The organism is Streptomyces diacarni (assembly GCF_003323715.1).
GTDB classification, from domain to species: Bacteria; Actinomycetota; Actinomycetes; order Streptomycetales; family Streptomycetaceae; genus Streptomyces; species Streptomyces diacarni.
Genome location: NZ_QOIN01000048.1, coordinates 13,870 through 34,883, shown reverse-complemented (window position 1 = coordinate 34,883; position 21,014 = coordinate 13,870). Strand labels below are relative to the sequence as shown.

At 74.6% G+C, this 21,014-nt stretch carries 16 protein-coding genes and 1 pseudogene; 6 read left to right on the top strand and 11 right to left on the bottom strand.

Features of this window, described 5'->3' with window-relative positions:
* Positions 1–100: 100 nt before the first annotated feature.
* Genes DTL70_RS22005 through DTL70_RS21995 form a run of 3 tightly spaced genes read left to right on the top strand, consistent with a single transcriptional unit; the run spans position 101 to position 2,503 of the window.
* Positions 101–1,525 (top strand): sensor histidine kinase, encoded by a 1,425-nt coding sequence (locus DTL70_RS22005; RefSeq protein WP_245979542.1) that lies wholly within the window; start codon positions 101–103, stop codon positions 1,523–1,525.
* Between the two features lie 11 nt (positions 1,526–1,536).
* Positions 1,537–1,803, top strand: a complete 267-nt coding sequence (locus tag DTL70_RS22000; RefSeq protein WP_114023725.1) for a hypothetical protein — start codon at positions 1,537–1,539, stop codon at positions 1,801–1,803.
* Positions 1,804–1,816: 13 nt separating this feature from the next.
* Positions 1,817–2,503, top strand: a complete 687-nt coding sequence (locus tag DTL70_RS21995; RefSeq protein ID WP_114023724.1) for a response regulator — start codon at positions 1,817–1,819, stop codon at positions 2,501–2,503.
* On the opposite strand, the gene DTL70_RS21990 is transcribed toward DTL70_RS21995, so the two are convergent.
* From DTL70_RS21990 to DTL70_RS21960, 7 genes are all read right to left on the bottom strand, one after another.
* On the bottom strand, positions 2,477–3,130 hold the full coding sequence (locus DTL70_RS21990; RefSeq protein ID WP_245979541.1) for a phosphatase PAP2 family protein: 654 nt from the start codon (positions 3,128–3,130) through the stop codon (positions 2,477–2,479). The genes DTL70_RS21995 and DTL70_RS21990 overlap by 27 nt on opposite strands.
* Positions 3,131–3,413: 283 nt before the next feature.
* Positions 3,414–5,411 carry a SpoIIE family protein phosphatase gene (locus tag DTL70_RS21985; RefSeq protein WP_114023722.1) on the bottom strand — a complete coding sequence of 666 codons (1,998 nt, stop codon included), beginning with the start codon at positions 5,409–5,411 and terminating at the stop codon, positions 3,414–3,416.
* Positions 5,412–5,693: 282 nt separating this feature from the next.
* On the bottom strand, positions 5,694–8,285 hold the full coding sequence (locus DTL70_RS21980; protein WP_245979533.1) for a SpoIIE family protein phosphatase: 2,592 nt from the start codon (positions 8,283–8,285) through the stop codon (positions 5,694–5,696).
* Between the two features lie 116 nt (positions 8,286–8,401).
* Positions 8,402–8,605 carry an SPOR domain-containing protein gene (locus tag DTL70_RS21975; RefSeq protein ID WP_181861033.1) on the bottom strand — a complete coding sequence of 68 codons (204 nt, stop codon included), beginning with the start codon at positions 8,603–8,605 and terminating at the stop codon, positions 8,402–8,404.
* Between the two features lie 203 nt (positions 8,606–8,808).
* On the bottom strand, positions 8,809–9,561 hold the full coding sequence (locus DTL70_RS21970; RefSeq protein ID WP_114023719.1) for a GntR family transcriptional regulator: 753 nt from the start codon (positions 9,559–9,561) through the stop codon (positions 8,809–8,811).
* A 259-nt stretch (positions 9,562–9,820) separates the two neighbouring features.
* Positions 9,821–10,516 (bottom strand): ArsR/SmtB family transcription factor, encoded by a 696-nt coding sequence (locus DTL70_RS21965; protein ID WP_114023718.1) that lies wholly within the window; start codon positions 10,514–10,516, stop codon positions 9,821–9,823.
* A 14-nt stretch (positions 10,517–10,530) separates the two neighbouring features.
* Positions 10,531–11,850 carry an MFS transporter gene (locus DTL70_RS21960; RefSeq protein ID WP_114023717.1) on the bottom strand — a complete coding sequence of 440 codons (1,320 nt, stop codon included), beginning with the start codon at positions 11,848–11,850 and terminating at the stop codon, positions 10,531–10,533.
* Positions 11,851–11,994: 144 nt separating this feature from the next.
* Here DTL70_RS21960 and DTL70_RS21955 point away from each other — a divergent pair, with 144 nt between their 5' ends.
* Complete coding sequence (locus DTL70_RS21955) at positions 11,995–12,456, top strand: VOC family protein (RefSeq protein WP_114023716.1); 462 nt, start codon at positions 11,995–11,997, stop codon at positions 12,454–12,456.
* A 192-nt stretch (positions 12,457–12,648) separates the two neighbouring features.
* Entirely contained in the window at positions 12,649–13,404 is a 756-nt protein-coding gene (locus tag DTL70_RS21950; protein ID WP_114023715.1) for a dienelactone hydrolase family protein, read from the top strand.
* Between the two features lie 43 nt (positions 13,405–13,447).
* On the opposite strand, the gene DTL70_RS21945 is transcribed toward DTL70_RS21950, so the two are convergent.
* Positions 13,448–16,753: a lantibiotic dehydratase gene (locus DTL70_RS21945; RefSeq protein ID WP_114023714.1), complete on the bottom strand. Its 3,306-nt coding sequence runs from the start codon at positions 16,751–16,753 to the stop codon at positions 13,448–13,450.
* A 57-nt stretch (positions 16,754–16,810) separates the two neighbouring features.
* On the opposite strand from DTL70_RS21945, the gene DTL70_RS35160 reads away from it, so the two are divergent.
* Positions 16,811–17,044 carry a pentapeptide repeat-containing protein gene (locus DTL70_RS35160; protein ID WP_425470404.1) on the top strand — a complete coding sequence of 78 codons (234 nt, stop codon included), beginning with the start codon at positions 16,811–16,813 and terminating at the stop codon, positions 17,042–17,044.
* Here DTL70_RS35160 and DTL70_RS21935 read toward each other — a convergent pair.
* The 3 genes and pseudogenes from DTL70_RS21935 to DTL70_RS21930 form a co-directional block, all read right to left on the bottom strand.
* Positions 16,942–18,210: pseudogene (locus DTL70_RS21935) on the bottom strand (lanthionine synthetase C family protein); the annotation flags it as partial. The gene DTL70_RS35160 and the pseudogene DTL70_RS21935 overlap by 103 nt on opposite strands.
* Positions 18,211–18,533: 323 nt before the next feature.
* Positions 18,534–18,686, bottom strand: a complete 153-nt coding sequence (locus DTL70_RS33655) for a hypothetical protein (protein ID WP_181856300.1) — start codon at positions 18,684–18,686, stop codon at positions 18,534–18,536.
* Positions 18,687–18,852: 166 nt separating this feature from the next.
* Positions 18,853–20,946 carry an ATP-binding cassette domain-containing protein gene (locus DTL70_RS21930; RefSeq protein ID WP_425470393.1) on the bottom strand — a complete coding sequence of 698 codons (2,094 nt, stop codon included), beginning with the start codon at positions 20,944–20,946 and terminating at the stop codon, positions 18,853–18,855.
* Between the last annotated feature and the right edge of the window lie 68 nt (positions 20,947–21,014).

Sequence of the window (21,014 nt, the reverse complement as noted above, 5' to 3'; positions counted from 1 at the left end):
GGGGAACTCTAGTGCGAGCGGGTCGAGCACCGGATCCGGCGCCCGGCCATGGGACTTTCGGCAGTACCGCGCCGGACACGGGCCTTCTACCGTCGCTCCCGTGAACGAAGCCGTGCGTACGAAGTCCTGCGCCCCCAGGGGCCCGCGGCGGGCGGCCGGACGCCTGCCGGCGGCCCGACGCCGCCCCCGGGACGGGCGCCCGCGCGCAGCCGGGCTCCTGCCGCGCTCCCGCCGCCGGGTGCCGGGCGGGCATCTGGCGGCGGTGGGCGCCGGGGGCGCCGCCGTCCTCGCCGTCGTGGCAGGGCCGTGGTGGATCGCGGCGACCGCGGGCTGCGCCTTCCTGGCCGGGTTGCGGCGGGGCAGCGGCAGGGTCGCCGCGCTGCTGCTCGCCACGGCCCTCGCCGTGGCCATGGTGACCGCGCTGCCGGTGGCGGCCTCGCCGACACCCGGGACACGGTTCGTGGCCGTCGTACTCCTCGCGGGCATGCTGCCCTGGTGCGCGGGCCGCTTCTGGCGGCAGTACCGCCAGCTGGCACAGGCCGGTTGGGAGCGGGCCGCGCGGTTGACGCGCGAGCGGCGGCTGGTCGCCGAGCAGGCGCGCGAGCGGGAGCGGACCCGCGTCGCGCAGGACATGCACGACGCCCTCGGCCACGAACTGGGTCTGCTCGCCCTCTCGGCGGGCGCACTGAAGCTGGCGCCCGGCCTGTCCCCCGAGCACCGTGCGGCCGCCGCCGACATCCGCGGCCGCGCCGAGGCCGCCGTCGACCGGCTCGGCGACGTCATCGGCGTCCTGCGCGCCTCGGACGAGGCCGCGCCCGTCCGCCCCGCGGACACCGGCGTCACCCGCCTGCTGAAGGAGGCCGCCGCCTCGGGGCTGGCCGTCACCGCGTATGTGGACGAGCCCGCCCAGGACGCGGCGTCGGCCGCCGCACCGCCCCGCGCGGTCCTGGACGCCGCGCACCGCGTCGTCCAGGAAGGCCTCACGAACGTCGCCAAGCACGCGCCGGGCGCCGCCGTCACGGTCCGCGTGACGCGCACCGGTGCCGACACGGACACGGTCGCGGACACGGACGCGGGCGCGGACACCGGCACGGACCCGGGCGCGGGCGCGGGCGCGGGCGCGGACACGGTCGCGGGCCTGGGCGTGGGCGCCTCCGGTGGCGGTGGCGGTGGCGGGCACGGTCTGGCGGGCGCGGAGGTGACGCGGGTCGAGGTGGTGAACGGTCCCGCGCCGGGTGGCGCTCCCGAACGGCGGGCCGTCGGCGGGCACGGGCTGCCGGGGCTCGCCGAACGGGTCCGCCTGGTGGGCGGTTCGCTCCGGCACGGGCCCACCCTGGACGGCGGCTTCGCTCTCCGCGCGGTACTCCCCCACGACCGCCCGCCCCACCCGGCGCCGCTTCCGGAGGACTCATGCGAAGCACCCTTCGCCGACGAACAGCGGCGCGCCCGGCGGGCCATGGGCCGTACGGCGCTCACCGCCGTGACCTCCTGCCTGCTGGCCTGTGCCCTGCTGGGGGCGCACTGACGTGGTGGGACATGCTGAGGACCGAGCGGACGGTGCTGTCGGCCGAGGACTTCGGCCGGCTGCGCGCCGGGCAGCAGCGGGACGGGATCGCCCCGCTGCTGCCCGACATGCAGAGCTCGCACCGGCCCCCGCACCCCCCGCCACCGCCGCAGGAGCCCGGTACGAGATGCGAGTACTACGCCATGACAGCGAACCCCTTCGACGACCGCTCGGGCGACGTCTACCGGCTCTGCTTCCGCGCGGGCACGCTGGTGTCCGCGCGGGCGCTGCACGCCTGAGGGGGCGGCTGAGGTGACGCGCCCCGCGGCGGTCCGCGTCCTGCTCGCGGACGACGAACCCCTGGCCCGTACGGGCGTGCGGGCGATCCTGGCGACCGACCCCGGCATCGAGGTCGTCGCCGAGGCGGCCGACGGGCACGAGGCCGTCGAGCTGGCGCGGCGGCACCGCCCCGACGTGGCGGTCCTGGACATCCGCATGCCGAAGGCGGACGGCATCGAGGCACTGGCCGCGCTGCGCCGGTCGGTGCCCGGCGTCCGGGCCGTGATGCTGACGACGTTCGGCGAGGACGACTACATCCTTCGGGCGCTGAGCGGTGGGGCCGCCGGTTTCCTCGTCAAGGCGGGCGAGCCGGAGGAACTGCTCGCGGGGGTGCGCGCCGTGGCCGAGGGAGCCGCCTACCTCTCCCCCAAGGTGGCGGCCCGTGTGGTGGCGCATCTGGCCGTCTCCGACGCCGGTGCCGCGGCCGGGCGCCGCGCCACCGCGCGGGCCCGGGTCGGTGAGCTGACGCCCCGCGAGCGGGAGGTCCTCGCCCACCTGGGCGCGGGCCGCTCCAACGCGCAGATCGCACGGCGGCTGCGGGTGGTGGAGGGGACGGTGAAGGCGCACGTCAGCTCGATCCTCGCCGGCCTGGGCATCGACAACCGCGCGGCGGCCGCGGTCGTGGCCCACGAGTCAGGCCTGGTGGAGCCGCCCCGCTGACCGCGCCAGTACCAGCGGCGCCGCCGCGACCGCGCCGCCCAGGACGGCGCCCGCCAGCACGTCGTGCGGGTAGTGCACCCCCACCAGGACGCGCAGCAGCGCGGCGGCCGCCGCGAGGGGCAGCGTGACCGCGGCCAGCCGGGGCCGCGTCAGGGCGAGACCGACCGCGAGCGCCGCGGCCAGGGTGGCGTGGTTGCTCGGAAACGACCAGTCGCCCGTCGGCGGGCACGCGGCGAGCGGGTCGGCCCCGGCCAGGGCCCGGCACGGCCGCTCCTGATCGGCCACCAGCTTCAGCCCCTCGCTCAGCGCGTACGCCACGACAGTGCCGATCGCCGTCAGCGCGAGCCCCGTCCCCAGCCTGGGGTTCCTGTCGCGCCACGCGCGCACGCCCGTCCACAGCCAGAGCAGTCCGAGCGCGACGAGGGTGCCCTCGGTGGCCAGTTCGAAGAGGCCGCCGAGCCAGCCCGGCCCGTGGGAGGCGGCCCCGCTCAACTCCCGGTAGGCGGAGGCGGAGACGCCGTCCGTGATCCGTACGGGTGCCTGCCGGCCGAGCCCGCCCGGTGCGAGCGCCCACAGCGCGCCCGCGCCGGCCGACAGGACCGCGACCGCCGCGAGCGCACCGCGCACCCACGGACGCCACGGGACACCGCGCCGCTTCGCGGGTGGACCCGGCTGGGCCGGACGCGGGCCCCGGTGCCCGGCCGGTGTCGCTCGTCCCCGGCTGCCCGTATGCCGTTCACGTCGTGCTGCTCGGCTGTGCCGTTGTTCGGTGACCATGCGGGGAACGTACGGGCGGGGCGGGCGCGGGCCCCCGACCCGAAAGTCGGGCGGGGGGTTTGCCCTTCGTCAGGGTTGACACGCGTCAGGGTTGACACGCGTCGGGGTTGACACGCGTCAGGGTTGACGCGTTTCAGAAGAGGTTGAGCAGCGCTTCGGTCGGGTCGGGCGCCGCGGTGCCCGACTCGGGGCGGGGCAGCTGGAACCAGACGGCCTTGCCCAGGGGCACCCGGCGGCTGCCCCAGCCGGTGCTGAGCAGGTCGACCAGTTGCAGTCCGCGGCCGCCCTCGTCGGTGTCGTGGGCGCGGCGGCGGCGCGGCTGCACCTGCCCGGCGTCCCACACCTCGCACACCAGCGTGCGCTCCAGCAGCAGCCGCAGCCTGATGTTGCCCTCGCCGTACCGCAGTGCGTTGGTGACCAGCTCGCTCACCAGCAGCTCCGTGGTGTCGCCGAGCGCTTCCAGGTCCCAGGCGGTCAGCTGTTCGCGGGCCAGCTCGCGGGCGCGCGCCACCGAGCGCGGCTCGGGCGGCAGCGTCCAGTCGCCCACGTTGCCGCCGTCCAGGCCCTGCACCCGTGCCACCAGCAGCGCGATGTCGTCCTCGCCGTGGTGCACGTTGAGGGTGCGCAGTACCCGGTCCGCGGTGTCCTCCAGCGGCTCGGCGGCGTCCGTGAGAGCGGAGCGGAACCGGTCGAGGCCCTCGTCCAGCGGGTGGTCGCGGGATTCGACCAGGCCGTCGGTGTAGAGCGCGAGCATGGCGCCCTCGGGGAGTTCGACCTCGATCTCCTCGAAGGGCTCGCCGCCCACCCCCAGCGGGACCCCCTTGGGCACCTCCAGCAGCAGCGCGGACTCGTCGGCCGGTTCCAGCAGGATGGGCGGCAGGTGCCCGGCGTTGGCGAACGTGCAGCGCCGCGAGACGGGGTCGTAGACGGCGTAGATGCAGGTGGCCAGGTAGACCTCGGACAGGTCGGCGTCGGCGCCGCGGTAGGCGCGCTGGGTGTGCTGCTGGCGGCGCGCGTCGCCCAGGCCGCGGGCGATCTCGTCGAGGGCGCCGAGGACCTCGGCGGGCTCCATGTCGGTCAGCGCCAGTGTGCGCACGGCGGTGCGCAGTTCGCCCATGGCGACGGCCGCGCGCAGTCCGCGGCCCATCACGTCGCCGACGACGATGGCGGTGCGGTGGCCGGGCAGTTCGATGACGTCGAACCAGTCGCCGCCGACCTCGGTGGCCGGGTTGCCCGGCAGGTAGCGGCAGGCGATCTCCAGTCCGGCCGCCTCCGGGTCGCCCGGCGGCAGCAGGCTGCGCTGCAGTATGAGGGCGCGTTCGTGTTCCCTGCGGTAGAGGCGCGCGTTGTCGATGCACACGGCGGCGCGGGCGGCCAGTTCGGCGGCGAGCGCGCCGTCCCGTTCCCCGAACGGTTCGCTGCCCTTGGCCCGGGAGAACTGCGCGAGCCCCAGCACCCGGTCCCTGGCGACCATGGGGACGGCGAGTGTCGACTGGACGACGGCGCCGAACTGGGCGGGGACGCTGCCGTCCTGGCCCGGGATGTTCTGCACCCGCCCGGTGCGCAGCGCGGTGGCGTAGGGCGAGTGCTCGGCGTAGCAGTGCGTGGAGCCCACCTCGGCGGGCTGTCCTGGCTGCGCGCCGCTCGCGGGCCCGCTGCCGTTGCAGCGGGCCGCTGCCGCGCGCTCGTCCGTGTTCTCGCCCCTCCTGGCTTCCTCGTCGGGCAGTGCGAGGGCGTAGGGCGCGTCGGCGACGGCGCTGGCGAAGGCCACTCTGCGCAGTTCGCCGCGGGGCGCCGCGAGGGGCTCCCGGCGCCGCCTGGGCAGCTCGGGGCGCGGAGTGTGGCCCGGTGCGGAGCCGATGCCGCGGGCCGGTCCCGTGTCGCCGAAACCGTCGGCGTCGTCGGGGCCCGGCGGTCCGACGGGGCGGGGTTCGTCGCCCGCCAGCACGCTCTCGTACAGATCGACGGAGGCCAGGTCGCAGAACTGCGGCACTGCCACGTCCAGCAGTTCGCGGGCCGTGGTCTCCAGGTCCAGTGAGTTGCCGATCCGCGCGCCTGCGGCGTTCAGCAGTGCCAGGGCACGACGTACGTCGTCCTGCTTACCGGCCGCCTCCACCGGGATATCGCTCAATGCCGCCCCTTCCACTGCCGGTGCTCGCCTCCGGTCCGAGCAGTGTGGCAGCCCGGAGAGGAATCCGGAGCCCGCTCTTCCCGATCGCCACAAGTCTCCTTGCCACGACGAGGCAACGTGCGCACACCCCCCGCTGTCCACGGGGGCCACCTCTGTCTCCTAACCAGCGAGCGGGGTCTCGAACCCTGGGAGGCGGCACGGTTGGCAGGCCGTCCGCTCACCGGCCCGACGCCACCCCGCGCCACCCGCCCACTGGGGGCACACCTCACCCGCCGAGGACGCTCAGTCGAGAGGCAGTTCGAACCAGACCGTCTTGCCCTCTGGCCCGATCCGGGTGCCCCAGCGGCGGGCCTGTCCGGCCACCAGTTGGATGCCCCTGCCGCCCTCCTGGTCCTCGGTGACGACCCGCTCGCGCGGCGGCTCGGGCATCGGGTCGGAGACCTCCACGACCAGCACGCGTCCCTGCACCCCGGCCTGCTGCCCGGTGTCGCGCACCATCCGGACCCCGATCGGGCCGCGCGCGTAGCGCAGCGCGTTGGTCACCAGTTCGCTCACCAGCAGTACGCCGGTGTCCTCCAGCTCCACCAGGCCCCACTCGTGCAGGGTGCGCCGTACCGCTTCCCTCGCCCGCCGCACCGCGTAGTCGCCTGTGGTGAACGACCACGAGGCGGCGGTGTCGCCGGGGAGTCCGCCGAGCCGCGCCAGCAGCAGCGCCACGTCGTCCCTGGTGCTCAGCCGCCCGTCGCCGGGCCCGCCCTGTTCGCGCAGCGCCGAGATGAGGACGTCGCACGCGTTCTCGATGCCGCCGCACCCGGTGTCCTCGACCGGCCCCGGTGAGACGTAACCGCCCGCCCCGTCCCACGAGAAGCCGGGTTCGGGCGCCACCCGGCACCCCGAGGGCCCGGCCAGCAGTCCGCACACCCGGTCGATGCCCTCGGTGATGTCCTCTCCCGGGCGCTCGACGAGCCCGTCGGTGTAGAGGACGAGCACGCTGCCCTCCTCGATCTCCACCTCCGTCAGCTCCCGGGCGCCGTCCAGGCCCGGCCCGATCCCCAGGGGCGTGCCCGAGGGGACGTCGAGGGGGCGCGCCCGGCACCCCCCGTCGGCCTCGGGCGTGACGAGCAGCGGCGGCACGTGGCCCGCGCTCGCCAGGGTGAGCACCCCGCACCGCTTGCCCGCCGAGGTGGGCGCCGGCTCGTAGACGGCGTACAGGCAGGTGGCCATCATCGGTTCGTCGGGGCCGTGGGAGAGGTCGTCGCCGACGGTGCTGACCCGGGCGAGCAGCTCATCTGGCGGCAGGTCGAGCCCGGCCAGCGTGCGGACCGCGGTGCGCAGCCGGCCCATGGTGACGGCCGAGTGCAGCCCGTGGCCCATCACGTCCCCCACGACGAAGGCGACCCGCCCGCCCGGCAGCGGAATGACGTCGAACCAGTCGCCGCCCACCTCCGTGCCGCTGCTGCCCGGCACGTAGCGGTAGGCGAGGACCACGCCGGGCGGCTCGGGGATGTGCTGCGGCAGCAGACTCCGTTGCAGCATCAGCGCGCCCTCGCGCTCGCGCGCGTAGAGCCGGGCGTTGTCGAGGAAGGTGGCGGAGCGGTCGGCCAGCTCGACGGCGAGCGCCCGGTCGTCGTCGACGAAGGGCTCCCGGTTCTCGGCGCGGCTGACGACCAGCAGCCCGAGGCCGGTGCCGCGGGCGCGCAGGGGGACGGCCATCAGCGAGTGCACGTCCAGCTCCAGGGTGGCGTCCGTCGTGGGGTCGCCCGTCCTGGTGGCGCGGAGGATCTCCTCGGGCGAGGTCGCCAGCTGCGGCTCGCCGCTGTCCAGCGCCCGGCCGAGCAGGGAGTCGCGCGCGTAGACGATCTCGCTGCCGAGCCGCAGCAGCCGCTCCACGCGCTCGCCCGCGTGCCGGGCGGCGAACCCCAGCATGTGCAACGGGGTGCCCACGGGGATGACCGGCTCGGGCAGCTCGCCTCCCGACGCGACCTCGCCGCGCAGCAGCACGCCCGCGTAGTCGGCGAAGCGCGGCATGAGCGCCCCGGTGACCGCCTGCGAGATCGCCCGGACGTCGAGCCGGTCGCCCAGCGCCACCCCGAGGTGGTCCAGCAGCGCGAGCCGGCCGCGCGCCGCCTCCGCCTTGTCGAGCGCCTCCAGCCGCTCGGTGACGTCCATGACGGTGCAGCTCACCCCGAACACCTCGCCGCCGCGGTCGCTCAGCCTCGCGTACGAGACGGAACGGGCACCGCCGCCGTCGAGCGAGGGGGTCACCACGTCGACGACGGAGCGGCCGGTCTCCAGCACGCCCGTCTGGATCTGCAGGACCTCCTCGGCCATCGCGGCCGGCAGCAGCGCCTCGACCGTACGGCCCACCAGGTCGGTGTCCGCGGCGTCCACCAGCCGCAGCAGCGCGTCGTTGTAGCGCACCAGGCGCCGCTCCGTGTCGAAGAGGGCGATGCCCAGCGGTGAGGAGGCGAACAGCGCGTCGAGCGCCGCCAGATCGTGTTCGACCGTCCGCAGGCGGCTGGTCTCCACGATGTTGGCCAGCACGAACGGATGGTGCTCGGTGTCGCGCAGCAGCGAACCGCGGCCCTCGACCTCGACGACCGAACCGTCCCGGTGGCGGATGCTCAGGTTGCCCCGCCAGCCGTGCGTACGGCGCAGCGCCTCCACCCGGGCCCGGCGTTCCTCAGCGCCGCTGACGATGAGCTCCTCGATGGGGCGGCCGATCGTCTCCTCGGCGGACCAGCCGAGGATCTCCTGCACCGCGGGGCTCCACACCAGGACGTCGCCCCGCCCGTCGAGCATGACGATCCCGATGCGCAGCGTGTCGAGGAGCGGGGTCGCTCGTCGCGCCCCGCCGGCGGGTTCGGTGCTCACACGGCCCACGTCCCTGGTCGGGATCGGATGGCAGGCTCGGCCGGTCGGCCTCCCCAGACTCACGGGCCGGGCAGAACCGGTCAAGGTGGGAGAATTATCCACACTCGCATCGACGACTACCCGCTGACCGTCTGCACTGACCCGTCGGACCGCTGGTGCTCCACCAGATAGCCGTCACCCCGTTCCCCCAGCCGCTCGGCGAGGTGGAAGGCCTCCGCCCGGGTGGCGTAGCTGCCGACGCGGTAGCGATTGCCGTGGCAGTCCTGGCGTATGAGCCGCCAGGGCCGCACCGCCTCACTGTCGCCGCTCACACTTTGCATATGCCGGAGCCTACGCCCGACCCTCACGCACCGCATTCGACTTTGCACAAAGGGAAAACGTTCTCGGCCACCAGTTCGCCTCGCCGGACGCGCGGGCGGGATCACGGAAGCACCATCGGTGACAGAGAGCGACGGGCCTCGCCCCTCATCCCGGGCTCCGGGCCCCCCTCCCCGCAGGCGTCACCCCCTGAGCCGGTGACGCGTCACCTCACGGGTAGGTGGTAGGCCAGCTTGAAGCGGTCGGCGGGCACCACCACATCCGCCGTCTCGACGGCGCGCTTCCCCGCGAAGTACGTGCGCGCCACCACCAGCACCGCGTGCCCCGGCACCCCGCCGAGCTCGGCCATCTCCTCGGCCCTGCCGGGCCGGGAGGTGACCTCCTCGGTGACGTTGTCGACCACCAGGTCGATCGCCGCCATCCGCTCCACCACTCCACGGCCGCCCAGCGGCCCCTCCTCGGGGAGCATCACAGGCGTCCGCCCCGTGAGCGCCAGCGGCTCCCACGAGGTGGACAGCATCACCGGCTCCCCCTCCACCTGGAAGACGTAGCGCGTGCGCATCACCTTGTCGCCCGGCTCGACGAACAGCCGCTCGGCGGTCTCGTGGGAGGCATCCTCCCGCTCGCTGCGCGACTCCCAGGTACCCCGCACCCTCTCGTCGGACTGCTCCTGACGGAAGAGGGTGCACTCCTCCATCGTCCGGTACCCCGTACGCGCGACGCGGCGCGCCGAGGGCACCTCACGCACGTAGGTGCCCGAGCCCGAGCGGCCCTCGACCAGCCCCTCCGCCATCAGCACCTTCCGGGCCTCCAGCGCGACCGTGTCGGAGACGCCGTACTCCTCGCGGATCCGGGCCTGCGAGGGGAGCCGGGCGTGCGGCGGCAGGGAGCCGTCGGAGATCTTCTTGCGCAGATCCGAGGCCACCCGCAGATACGCGGGCTGTTCACCGAATGGCACGAGTGCCCTCCCCGTTTCCGGCCTGCCAGCGTGAACGCTGGATCGTGCGAGAGATGCTGACGGTCAGCAACAGCTTGGCAACAGAGGGTTGTTGGCCGCAACGGTCGGCCAAAGTTTCACCCGATGTGATGAGACCCTGCTCAGAGCCCCCACATTCGACGCCGCAGGCACATCCGGCCGGCATGCGCACCGGGCACACGCCCGACACCCGGCGTACGCCCGCCACCCGCCCACCGGACCGTCCGCCCCCGTCCGCCCGTCAGGTCTCCGCGCCGTCACCGCCCGTCCCGGACGGCCCCTCCCCCGACGGCCCCTCCCCGGCCGCCTCCATCGCGAACAGCACCATCGTCGCGCTGACCCGTACCGCCCCCTCCGTACCCGGCGGGAGGGCCCGGTCGTGGAGCACTCCGCCCAGCGCCCTGGCACGCTCGCGCACGTCCTCCCACACCTGTCCGGGCAGCCAGACCTCGGCGTCCGTCATCTCGCCCGGCACAGAGGTGTCGCGCTGCGCCGTACGCCGGCGCAACTCCTCGCCGAGAGTGCCGGAGAGAGCCAGGTAGGTGCCGACTTCCCGGGCGGCGCCGAGTCGGTCGCCGCTGTCGGGGTCGTGGCGGTACCGCTTGGCCGTGCCCCCGCGGACCTCCACCTCGCCCGCCGCCTCGACGAGCCCTGCCTTGTGCAGCCTGCGCAGGTGGTAGCTGACGTTGGCCTGGGACTGGCCGAGGACCCGCGCCGCCTCAGCGGCGCTGTGGGCCTGGCCCGTCAGCAGGGAGAGCAGCCGCAGCCGCAACGGGTGGGCGAGCACCCGCAGATCCGCGACCGCCGCGCCCGCCCGCGCCCGGGAAGACGCCTGGGAAGACGCCTGGGAAGACGGAGCCTCAGCAGGCGTGGCGGCCGGGGACGCCTGGACGGTCTCGGGACCGGACTGCGCACCACCGCGAGGACGGGAGGACATCGCGCCAGTCTCCCTCAGGTCCGCGTCTCCACCACGGGCGACCCGGCCGCCGGGTGCGGCTCCCCCGTCGTCAGCCCCCGCACCTGGCGGCTGCACAGGGCGCCCGCCGTCGCCAGGGCGACCAGAGCGACCCCGCACAGCAACGTGGGCCGCGCTCCGAAGCGTTCGGCGAAGGGGCCCGCGGCCATCTCCCCCACGGGGAGGGCCAGGGTCGAGCCGAGCGCGTCGTAGGAGTAGACGCGGGCCAGTTTCTCCCGAGGCACGTTCTCCTGGAGCGAGAGGTCCCAGGCGACGCCGAACTGCTCGATGGCGACGCCGTTGACGAACATCGCCACCACCAGCACGGCCACGTCCGCCGACTGCGCGAGCGCGATGAGCGGCAACGCGTCCAGCGCGACCACCGCCACACCGAGCCGCAGGGCGTGCCGCGCCCTGGAGCGCGCCACCAGCACCCCGCCGGCCAGCGCCCCGGCCATCTGGGTGGCCAGGACGAAGCCCCACGCCGTGCGCCCGAACGTCGCGTCGGCGACCGTCGGCCCCAGGACCTGGATGCCGCCGGCCGCCACCGCGTTCACCACGAAGAACTGGAGCACCACCACCCACACCCAGGGGCGCGCGACGAACTCCCGCCACCCCTCACGCAACTCCCGCCACGGGCGCGCCGGCTCGGCGACCGCACCGGCCCGCTTCCGCACGGACGCGAGCCCCCGTCCGGCCAGGCGGTAGGCGAGGGACGCGCCCGCGAAGGCCACCCCGCCCAGCACCATCCCCCACCCCGGGCCCGCGACGGCGGCCAGCAGCCCGCCCAGCGAGGCCCCGGCGATCATCCCGGTGTTGACCCCCATCCGGGAGAGCGCGTTGGCGGGCCGCAGTTCGTCGGCGGTGACGGTGAGCGGAATCAGCGCAGCGGAGGCCGGGACGGAGACGGCCGCCACCGCCCCCTGCACCACACTGAGGACCAGCAGCACCCCCATCGACGCCCGGCCCGACAGCAGGGCCAGCCCCACGCCGCTTTGCACCAGCGCGGCGGCGAGGGCGGCGCCCTGGAGGACGAGCGCCCGGGGCAGCCGGTCGGCGAGCAGCCCGCCGAACAGCAACAGCACGACGTTGCTGACCGAGCGCGCCCCGACGACGAGGCCCACGTCGACGGCGGAACCGCCCAGGTCGAGGACGGCGAAGGCGAGGACGACGGGCGCCATCGCGTTGCCGAGGTAGGTGAGGGCGCGCCCCGACGCGAGCCCGCGGAAACCGCGCCGACGCAGCAGGGCGCGCAGGGGAAGAGGCCGCGCGCTGTCGGCGCCGCGGCCACGCGGCCGCGAGGCGGGAGGAGTCATGCGGTGAGTGTGCGGCACCCGCCCCGCACCGTCAAACACTTCTTTGGTGGTCTGTGAGGGGCACGGTGTCCTCGGCCGCAAGACGGAGACGGGCCCGCCCGGTGGACGGAGGCCCGCGCCCGCCGCGCCTGTCACCGTGAACCCATGAGCACCCCGACACCCGCCCACCACGGCTGGCCGGACCAACTGGCCGTCGGCGCGGTCCGATTCGCCCGCCCGACGGCACGCTTCGACGCCGTACGCGCCTTCTACGTCGACGATCTCGGCCTGCCCGTCCTCGCCGAGTGGCGCGACCACTCCGGCTACGACGGCCTCGTCCTCGGCCTCCCCGGCACCCCCGTCCACATGGAGCTGACCCAGCACGGCGCCCCGCCCCGCATCCCCGAGCCCCACCCCGAGAACCAGCTGGTCCTCTACCTGGAGGACCAGGCGGCCCACGACCGCGCGACCGCACACCTCACCTCCCGCGGCCACCGTCCGGTCGCCGCCACCAACCCGTACTGGCCCACCCGCGGCGCCACCGTCTTCGCGGACCCGGACGGTTGGCAGCTCGTCCTCGCCCCCTGGGTCTTCGGCCGCGACCCGGTACCGGACGCCCGCCGCTGAGCACGAGCCCGGGGCCGTGCGCGGCGTCCGGCCGAGGCGGGGAGTCCGATCCCCGCCCCTCAGGGGCCGGCCCCAGGTCACGGCGTACCGTACGGCGCGGGCCTGCTGTGACCCCGGGCCGCGGGGACAGCGGCGCACGGAGAGGCGTGGGTCCCCCGGGGCTCACGCGTGAGCGAGGAGGAGACAGGGACCATGACCACCGTGAGCACAAGCACCATCGACATCCCGACGCGGGACGGCACCGCCGATGCCTACCTCGTGCACCCCGGAGGCGGAGCGCCGCATCCGGCGGTCCTCCTCTACATGGACGCCTTCGGACTCCGCCCGGCTCTGCGGACGTTCGCCGACCGGCTGGCCTCGGCCGGGTACACGGTGCTGGTCCCGAACGTCTTCTACCGCACCGGGCGCGCTCCGGTCGTGGAGCTGCCCGACTTCATCGACCCCGCGCAGCGCCCCGACCTCTTCAAGAGCCTGGGGCCGGCCTTCCAGGCGCTCACACCCGAGAACGCCACGCGGGACGCCGACGCGTACCTGCGCTACCTCGCCGGACTCGCGCAGGCGGCCGAAGGGCCCGTGGGGGTGACGGGCTACTGCATGGGCGGGGCGCTGGCCCTGCGCACGGCCGGCGCCCACCCCGACCGGGTCGCCGCAGCCGCGGGCTTCCACGCCGCGAACCTGGCCACCGACGCCGAGGACAGCCCGCACCTGTCGGCCGACCGGATCACCGCTGAGCTCTACTTCGGGCACGCGGACGAGGACCCCGGCATGCCGCCCGAGCAGGTCGAGCTGCTGGAGCGCACGCTCACCGCCGCGGGCGTCCGCCACCGCACCGAGGTCTACGCGGGCGCCCCGCACGGCTTCACCCAGTCCGACACCGCCGCCCACGATCCGGCGGCGGAGGAACGCCACTGGGAGGCCCTCCTCGACCTGTTCCGCAGGAACCTGTGACAGCCCGTCCGCTGGTGAGCTCGGAGCCCACCCGCGGACGCGCTCAGCGCGGCGCGTGCGCGGCCCGGTCGAGGAGCCGTCGCCACACCCCGTAGGAGTCCGCCTCCTCGGTGGGACGCAGCCCCATGCGGTTGCAGTGCATGTGCAGCAGGGCCAGCACGATGTCGCCGCGGTCCGCCTGGAGCGCGCCGTCCCGCTCCAGCTCGGTCATCCGGCGGGTGAGCCGCTCCGCGGCCGGGTGCCACGCGGCGGCCGCCCGGTCGAGCAGTGCGCGGGCGGGCCCGTCCTGCGTACGGGCGGTCCACAGGCCGCGCCCCGCCGTCCGGTACAGGCCGCCTCCGGCGTTGCGCGAGGCCGCGAGGCGGGCGAGTGCGTGGCGCGCCCCGGGCTCGGGGACCAGGAGGGCGCACAGCCGGTCGAGCGTGAGGGCGACCAGCGCGGCGCGTTCCTGTGACGCGTCCAGACCGAGGGGCGGCAGACCCGGCGGGCCGGCCGGTGCGGCGCGCAGGTCCGCGAGGAGCCGGACGACGGCCGCGCTGTCCTGCCGGAAAAACTCCTCGGCGTCGGCGATCAGTTCGGGGCCGCCGTAGCGCTCGACCTCGCGCTGGTAGGTGACGTAGGTGTGGTCCGACAGGTGCCCGCCACGCGCGAGGTCGTACGCCCAGGCGGTGACCTCGCGCAGGACATCCGCGCGCGCGTCCTCCTCGGGCACGAAGAACCGTACCCGCAGGTGGGGGGCCGGATCGCCGTAGCGCAGGAAGAACGGCGCCGCCACGCCGTACTGTTCGGACAGCCGCCCTGCGAGGTGGGCCAGGCCCACGCCCAGCAGCGTGTCGTGCGCGTCCGGTTCGGCGTAGAGCTTCACGGCCAGCCAGTCGCTGCCGATCCGCTTGACCCGTGCACCGGGCTCCTCGGCGGTGTCCGGGAGCCGGCGGGGCCTGATGTGCCGGGCCACCCGGCCCGGGTCCTCGCCGGTCCGCACGAGGGGCACCACGACCTCGGAGGCGTACGGTTCCCCGTCGGCGTCCCGCAGGAAGCCGTCCTCGGGCGCGGGCAGTACCTCCTCCAGGACGAGCCCGTCCTCCGGCGCCTGTTCCAGGCTGTCGCGCAGCTCGCGCAGGCAGGGGGCGCTGGTGAGGTCGAGCAGCAGGGTGTTGTCGCTGCTGGCGATGTTGACCAGGCGGGGCACCATCCACGTCTGCGCCCAGGCGGCGAAGGTCTCGGCGAACGCGGCCAGCCCGTCCCCGTCGCCGTGGTCCCCGTGGGCCGGCAGGAACTCCTCCGCCCGCAGCCGCCACCGCGCCCGGCGCAGCACCACATCACCCCGTTCGACGCGGGGCAGGAACGGCATGGTCCAGCTCAGCGCGTCCCAGCTGAACCACGAGACCGTGCGGGAGAGTGCCTGGGAGACCTCCAGCAGGAAGCGGCACGGGTCGGGGGCGCCCGCCCAGTTGAGCATGGTGCGGTCGGTGACGTGCAGGCGCCGGCCCAGCGTGCGGCTGCGCAGATAGAGCTTCCCCTCGGCCACGCCGACGAGAACGTCGTCCAGCCGGATCACCCGCTCCTCGTCCCGTCCCGGCGTGACGTTGACCGGCAGCTCCCACGTGTGCGCGGTCGGGCGGATCGAGACGTTGATGGACCGGGCGTCCTGCGGAAGGGAGGACAGCTCGGCGCAGACGGCGTCGCCCTGGCGCTTCTCCTCGGCGGCGGCCAGCTCCCGCAGCGACGCCTGGGCACCGTCGTCCAGGAGGTCGTGGAAGCGGGAGAAGGTCCGGCCGCCCGGCACCACCCCGGCGGTGCCGCAGACGGCGCGCCACCGCTCACGGCCCGGTCCCGGTGCCACAAGGGTGAGATGCAGATCGAGGAGGGGCATCGGCGGCCTGTGGTCGTCCTCGGGCACCGAGACCTCGGCCAGCTCGTCGAGCACCCTGTCGTCGAGCTGGACGGCCCGCTCCCTGCGGGCCAGCGCCCCGGTGACCAGCCGGTCCAGCACGGCCTTCCGTGTCGGTCCCGCGGGCCGGTCCGACAGGTCGACGGGGTCCGGCACGATGCCGGGCAGCGGGTACGCCTGCCCCGGCGAGCGGTATCGGCGTGGCGGGCCGAGCCCGGTCTCGGGGGTCAGCGCCTCCAGCAGGGGGACCTCGGAGCGGTGGCCGTACCGTTCGGCGAAGGCGTCGGCGTACTCCCCCAGGTGCGGCGGGTAGCGATCCTGAGCGCCCACGCGCAGCAGCACGCGGGCGGCCTCTTCGGCCAGGTCCGCCACGGCCCGTGGAAGGACCAGGGACCCGTCGCGGTTCAGCGCCGAGTCGATCTGGAGCGTCGGGCCCGCGTGGCCGCCGACGGCGTCGGGCATCGGGGCGCTCGCCGCCCCGAGCAGCCGGTGCGCCGGGATCTCGCCCCGGTTGAACGAGGTGACGGCGGCCTCCACCTCGTCGATCGCCCGGGCGACGGCGGGCTCGGTGACGGGCGGAAGCATCGAGCGCAGCAGCGAGTCGTCGCGGTCCGTGCCGGCGGCCTGGGGGACCAGCAGCCGGGGGCGCTCGACGGTGATGAGGATGTCACTGTCGAAGAGCCCGTCGAGCAGGGCCGCGACGCGCTCCGCACCGGCCTGCGGATAGGCCTCGGTGAGCGCGGCGGTCAGGTCGCCGAGTGTCGTCGGCGTACGGGCGAGATCGAGCACGGAGCGTATCGGCGCGCTGAGCCGCACGCTGACGGAGCGCCGGCCCTTGGGCGTGGGGCGCTGCTCGTCGCCGGTGGCGGGCTGGGCGGCCCCGGCGTCCTCGTTGAGTCCGTAGCCCTCGGCGGTGGACAGCCACACCCGGCCGCGGGACACGTGGAGCAGATCGTTGCGCCGCACCCGCAGGTCCTCGCGGGAGCGCTCGGCGCCGAAGGCGAGACGCTTCACCAGGTGCATGACCCACCCGGAGTCCGCGCGTGCACGGGCCGTGCCGAGAGCGCCGTGCCCGAGCCGGGTGCGCTGCTCGGCACCGAACACGCCGGTGGTCACGCCCGCGAACAGGCCGAACGGCGTCGAGCGGAAACTCATCCGGTTCAGATAGCGGCCCAGCCCGCGCACGGCCTTGCGCCGGCTCTTGCCGGTGAGCGTGTCGAACCGCTCGACGGCGTCCGCCAGGTCGGGCGAGGCGGCCCGCACGGCGTCCCGCACGCCCGGGGCCCACCACAGCTTGCGGAGCTGCTCGGCATAGTTGTCCTGCCAGGCGCCCGTGCGCAGCGTGTCGGCGTCCGCCGGCAGCGACCTGAACACCTCCAGCAGCGGGCGTGCCGGCAGGGCGGGCGCCCTGAGCATGAAGAACCCGCAGGCCTCGTAGGTGTCGGCCTCTTCGCTCACGTCTCCCCCGTTCCCCGGCCCGGTCTCGTCTCCGCCCCGGCCCCCTGCCGTGCGTCTCTGCGCGGCGCTTCCCCGCGCGGTGCTTCCTTGTCCGGCGCTTCCTTGCGCGGCGCTTCCTTGCGCGGTGCGTCGGTCCCTGGCACGTCCCCGCGCGGGGGCCTGGGGGTCAGGAACAGCAGTTCGTCCCAGCCGGCCGCCGCCTCGGACACGGCGCCCAGGAGAGCGAGGAGGACCCCGGCCGCGCCGTTCAGCAGACCGGCGTTGTGCTCCTGCTGCCCCCATGGGTCGTAGTCCGGGAAGAGATAGGGGTGGTCCTCGCCCGCGAACGAGCACATCCGCGCCAGGAACCGCTCGTGCATGCGCCACAGCTCCGGCACGCCGGTCTGTGCGGCGGCGCGGCCGTAGACGGTCACCAGCCCCGCCAGCCCGTGGCACAGCGTGGGCGAGTTGACGCGCTGCTGCTCGGCGGGGGTGCGGTCGAGGCCGAGGAGCGTGGCCACCGCGAGGTCGGTCGGCTCCGGGTCGCCGCAGACCGGCGAAGCCGGCAGGAGGGACGCGGCGACTCCGGGCGGGCCGTAGCACCACGCGCTCCTGGCCGGTACCTGCGCAGCACCGGTGTCGGGGCGCTTCGAGTCCGGGTGGGGCAGCAGAAGGTTGGCCCACCCGGGGTAGTCCAGGCCGTCGATGCGCAGCGCCTCGAGCGTGCGGGCGAGATCGCGGACCCCCTGTCGCACTCGGCGGGGCCGTGCGGCAGGGTCCTCGGTGCCGGCCACCCGACCCGTCGTGCTGCCGGCCGCTTCGGTGAGCTCGGGGCGGCAGAGGGCGGCGAGGATGCCCGGCGGCCCGTGGGCGAATCCCAGGTTGTAGACGCCGTCGGGAAAGTTCTTCACGTATCCGGGAAGGGGCGTCGGCTCTCCGTCGGGGCCGGGAATGCTGGGGAAGTGGGAGGGCGCGCAGAACCATCGGAGCGGGCCGCCGTCATCCCGGGTCAGCTCCACCAGGTAGTCGACGAGGCGGTCCGCGGCCTCACCTACCGTGTCCGTCGCGCGCCCGCCGAGCACGTCCGCGGCCTTGAGGAGCGCGGCGAGCCAGCCCGCCGCACCTCCGATGACGTCGTAATCGTGCGAGGCGACGCTTCCCGCGGCGGTGTGCAGCGTGATCGCCAGCGTCTGCCGGGCGAGCCGGTCGGTCATCGTGGCGAGCGTGGGGAGGTAGCGCGGCTCCATGCGCGCGTACTCGGTCACCGCCCAGACGACGCCCGCGGTGCCGAGGTACAGGCCGGGCGCCTGCAAGGGGGTTGCGGCGCTCGCTTCGGCGGTGCGCCGCAGGAGGAGCCGCCCCGCTGTGAAGTAGCGGCTGTCGTCGAAGACCTCGGCGGCGTACCGGAGGGCGAGCGCGATACCGGGGGCACCGTCGGCGAGATCCGCTTTCCCCGCGGCGTCACCGGCCGACTCCATGAGCCGGTCGGCCACTTCGCGCGCCAGCCGCAGAACCTCGTCGTCGGTCACTTTCCCCACGGAACGAGATTCCATGGTTCCGCCGTTCTCTCTTTCAGCCCTCGAAAGCGCACGACCATGCGTACGGGAAGCACATGACCGTACGCGCGGGAAGCACACGACCGTACGTGCCGGGAAGCACACGACCGTACGTGCCGGGAAGCACACGACCGTACGTGCCGGAAGGAACATGACCATACGGAGGGCTCAGAAGCCCCTGTGCAGGGGCCGCGGGGCCCTCCGCGTGGCTCCGCACGGGTGTGCGTCACATCAGCTGTGACGTGTCAGCAGCACCCGCTGAGTGTGTCGGTGCACAGCGACGTGCGCGACGTCGCGCAGCCGCCGTTGTTCGTGGCGGCGGCGGAACTGGTCGAAACCTCCGCGTGACCCACACGCAGGTCGAGGGAGAATTCGTCTTCCAGCAGGTCTTCGCTCATTGTGTTCCCTTCGATAAGGGGCCCGTACGGGAATCCCAGAGAAATCCGGCGATGACGAATGCCGGATTTCCCGGAGCTTCCTGGAACCTAGTGGAGCGCCACGAGAGCGTCAACACATCGATCACGGCGGCCACTTGCGCAACCCAGGAGCGCACAGCGGGAGTTCCTACGGGGACTGAGCGGCACTGCCGTCGCGCGGCGCGGGAACGTCCTCCGCCACGGACGCGGTGAGCCCGTACTGTGCGGCCTGCGCGTCGAACATGCCCCGGTACAGACCACCCGCCCGGCCCATGAGGACCCCGTGGGTGCCGTGTTCGGCGATGTGCCCGCGGTCCAGGACGTAGATGTGGTCGGCGGAGGCCGTGGCGGCGAGCCGGTGGGTGACCAGCACGACCGCGACGCCGCTGTCGGCCAGGGTCCGCAAGCGGTCGAACGCCTCGATCTCGGCGTGCGGATCCAGCGCCGAGGTCGGCTCGTCGACCAGCAGGAAGGGCGCACCCCGGTAGAGGCTGCGCGCCGTGCCCAGCTTCTGCCACTGCCCGCCAGAGAGCTGGACACCGCGTTCGTACCCCTTGAAGACGATGGAGTCCCAGCCGTGCGGCAGGCCCTCGATCAACTCGTCCACGTCGGCGGCGCGCGCCGCCTCCTTGAGCCGGGCCGCGTCCCGGGGACGGTCCCCGGCGCCGACGGCGATGTTCGCGGCGGCCGTCATCTGCCAAGTGGGGAAGTCCTGCGTCAGCATGCCGACGGACCGGAAGACCTCGGCGCGGACGGCATCGCGCACCTCCACCCGCTCCCCTTCCCCTTCGGGGGTCCCGCCCACCCACCACACGTCACCGCTGTCGGCCAGCAGCAGCCCGCCCAGGATCCTGGCCAGCGTGGACTTGCCCGAACCGTTCGCGCCCACGAGCGCCGTCACCTCGCCGCGCCGCACGGACACGTCCACCCGGTGCAGCGCGGGCACCGTGGCCCCCGGGTAGGTGAAGGAGACGTCCCGCACCTGGATCTCCCGTACCGGCGCGGGCAGCGGCCTGCCGGTACGGGGAATGGCGTGCCCGGACGCGACCCTGACGGCCTCCTCGGTGTCGCTGAGCCGGAGCATCTCCTCGTACATCCGGTTGACCTGCTGCACCAGCGACGTGAGCCGCGCGGTCGAGGTGCGGATGGCGACGACGGCGGTGCCCCCCACCGCCATCGGCAGGCCACCACTGGTCAGCAGCCACCACAGCACGCCGTAACAGCCCACGGACGCCAGGCCGGAGAACGCCGCGGCGACCAGGTCGGTCCCGGCCTGCGCCCGGGCCAGACGGCGCTGCTCGGTCTCCATCAGCCCGGACATCTCCTCGTACCCGCGCAGCAGCAGCGAGCCCGCCGCGTGCGCCCTGATCTCCCCGGCGGCGTGCGGCATCGTCAGATACTGGAGCAGCGTGGCGACGGCGCGGCGGTGGTCGACCCAGTGCCGCCGCGACACGTACTCCCGGCGCGCCGAACGCACCGCCCCCCACGCCTTGGGCAGCGCGATGGCCAGCAGCATCGGCAGCAGCGCCCAGTGCAGCGAGGCCAGCACGACCGCGGCCGCCACCATGCCGATCACCACGTTGGCGACCCCCACGGACAGGGTGAGCATGCGCCGCGCCGAGTCCGTGCCGAACTTGCCCGCGTCCAGGTGACGTTGCACCTCGGGCCGTTCCGTGGCCGCGACCTCCACCTCGGTCACCGACCGGTAGTACCGCAGCGAGACAGCCCGCTCGACCTGGGGCTCCAGCCGTCCTGACATGGCCGTCGACCAGGCCGTCAGCAGCGCCATCCCCACCGAGACGAGAGCCAGCAGCGCGAGCGCCGGAAGCGACTGCCGGAGCTTGTCGTCCGTCGGCCCGTCCGCGAACAAGCTGCTGAGCACACCGTTGACGGCCACGAGCCCGAACGCGGTCGTCAGCCCCTGGCCCGCCTGCGCGACCACCACACCGGTCAGCGCGCGCGGGTCGGTCTCCCAGCCGGCCCGCATCACCACCCCCACCATGCGCGGCAACGCGGCGGCCATGCGCGCGAAGCGCAGGCGCGCCACCGCGCCCTCGTGCTCGACGAACGCGTCGTCCCAGCGCAGCCGGCCGCCGAACAGCTCCCGTTCGGCGGCCGATATCCCGCTTCCGGCCGCCGGCTCCGCGCGCCGGCGCCACCGCCGCCTGCCTCGGCTGTCCCGGCCGCCCGCCCCGTCGACCGAGGCGGGGGCCGAGGCGGAACCGCCCCCGGGTCGCCTCACATCGGCCACCCGTGCGGCCGGCCCGCCACGCGGCGCCACGCGGCGGTGTCCTGCCGGATGGGTGCGCG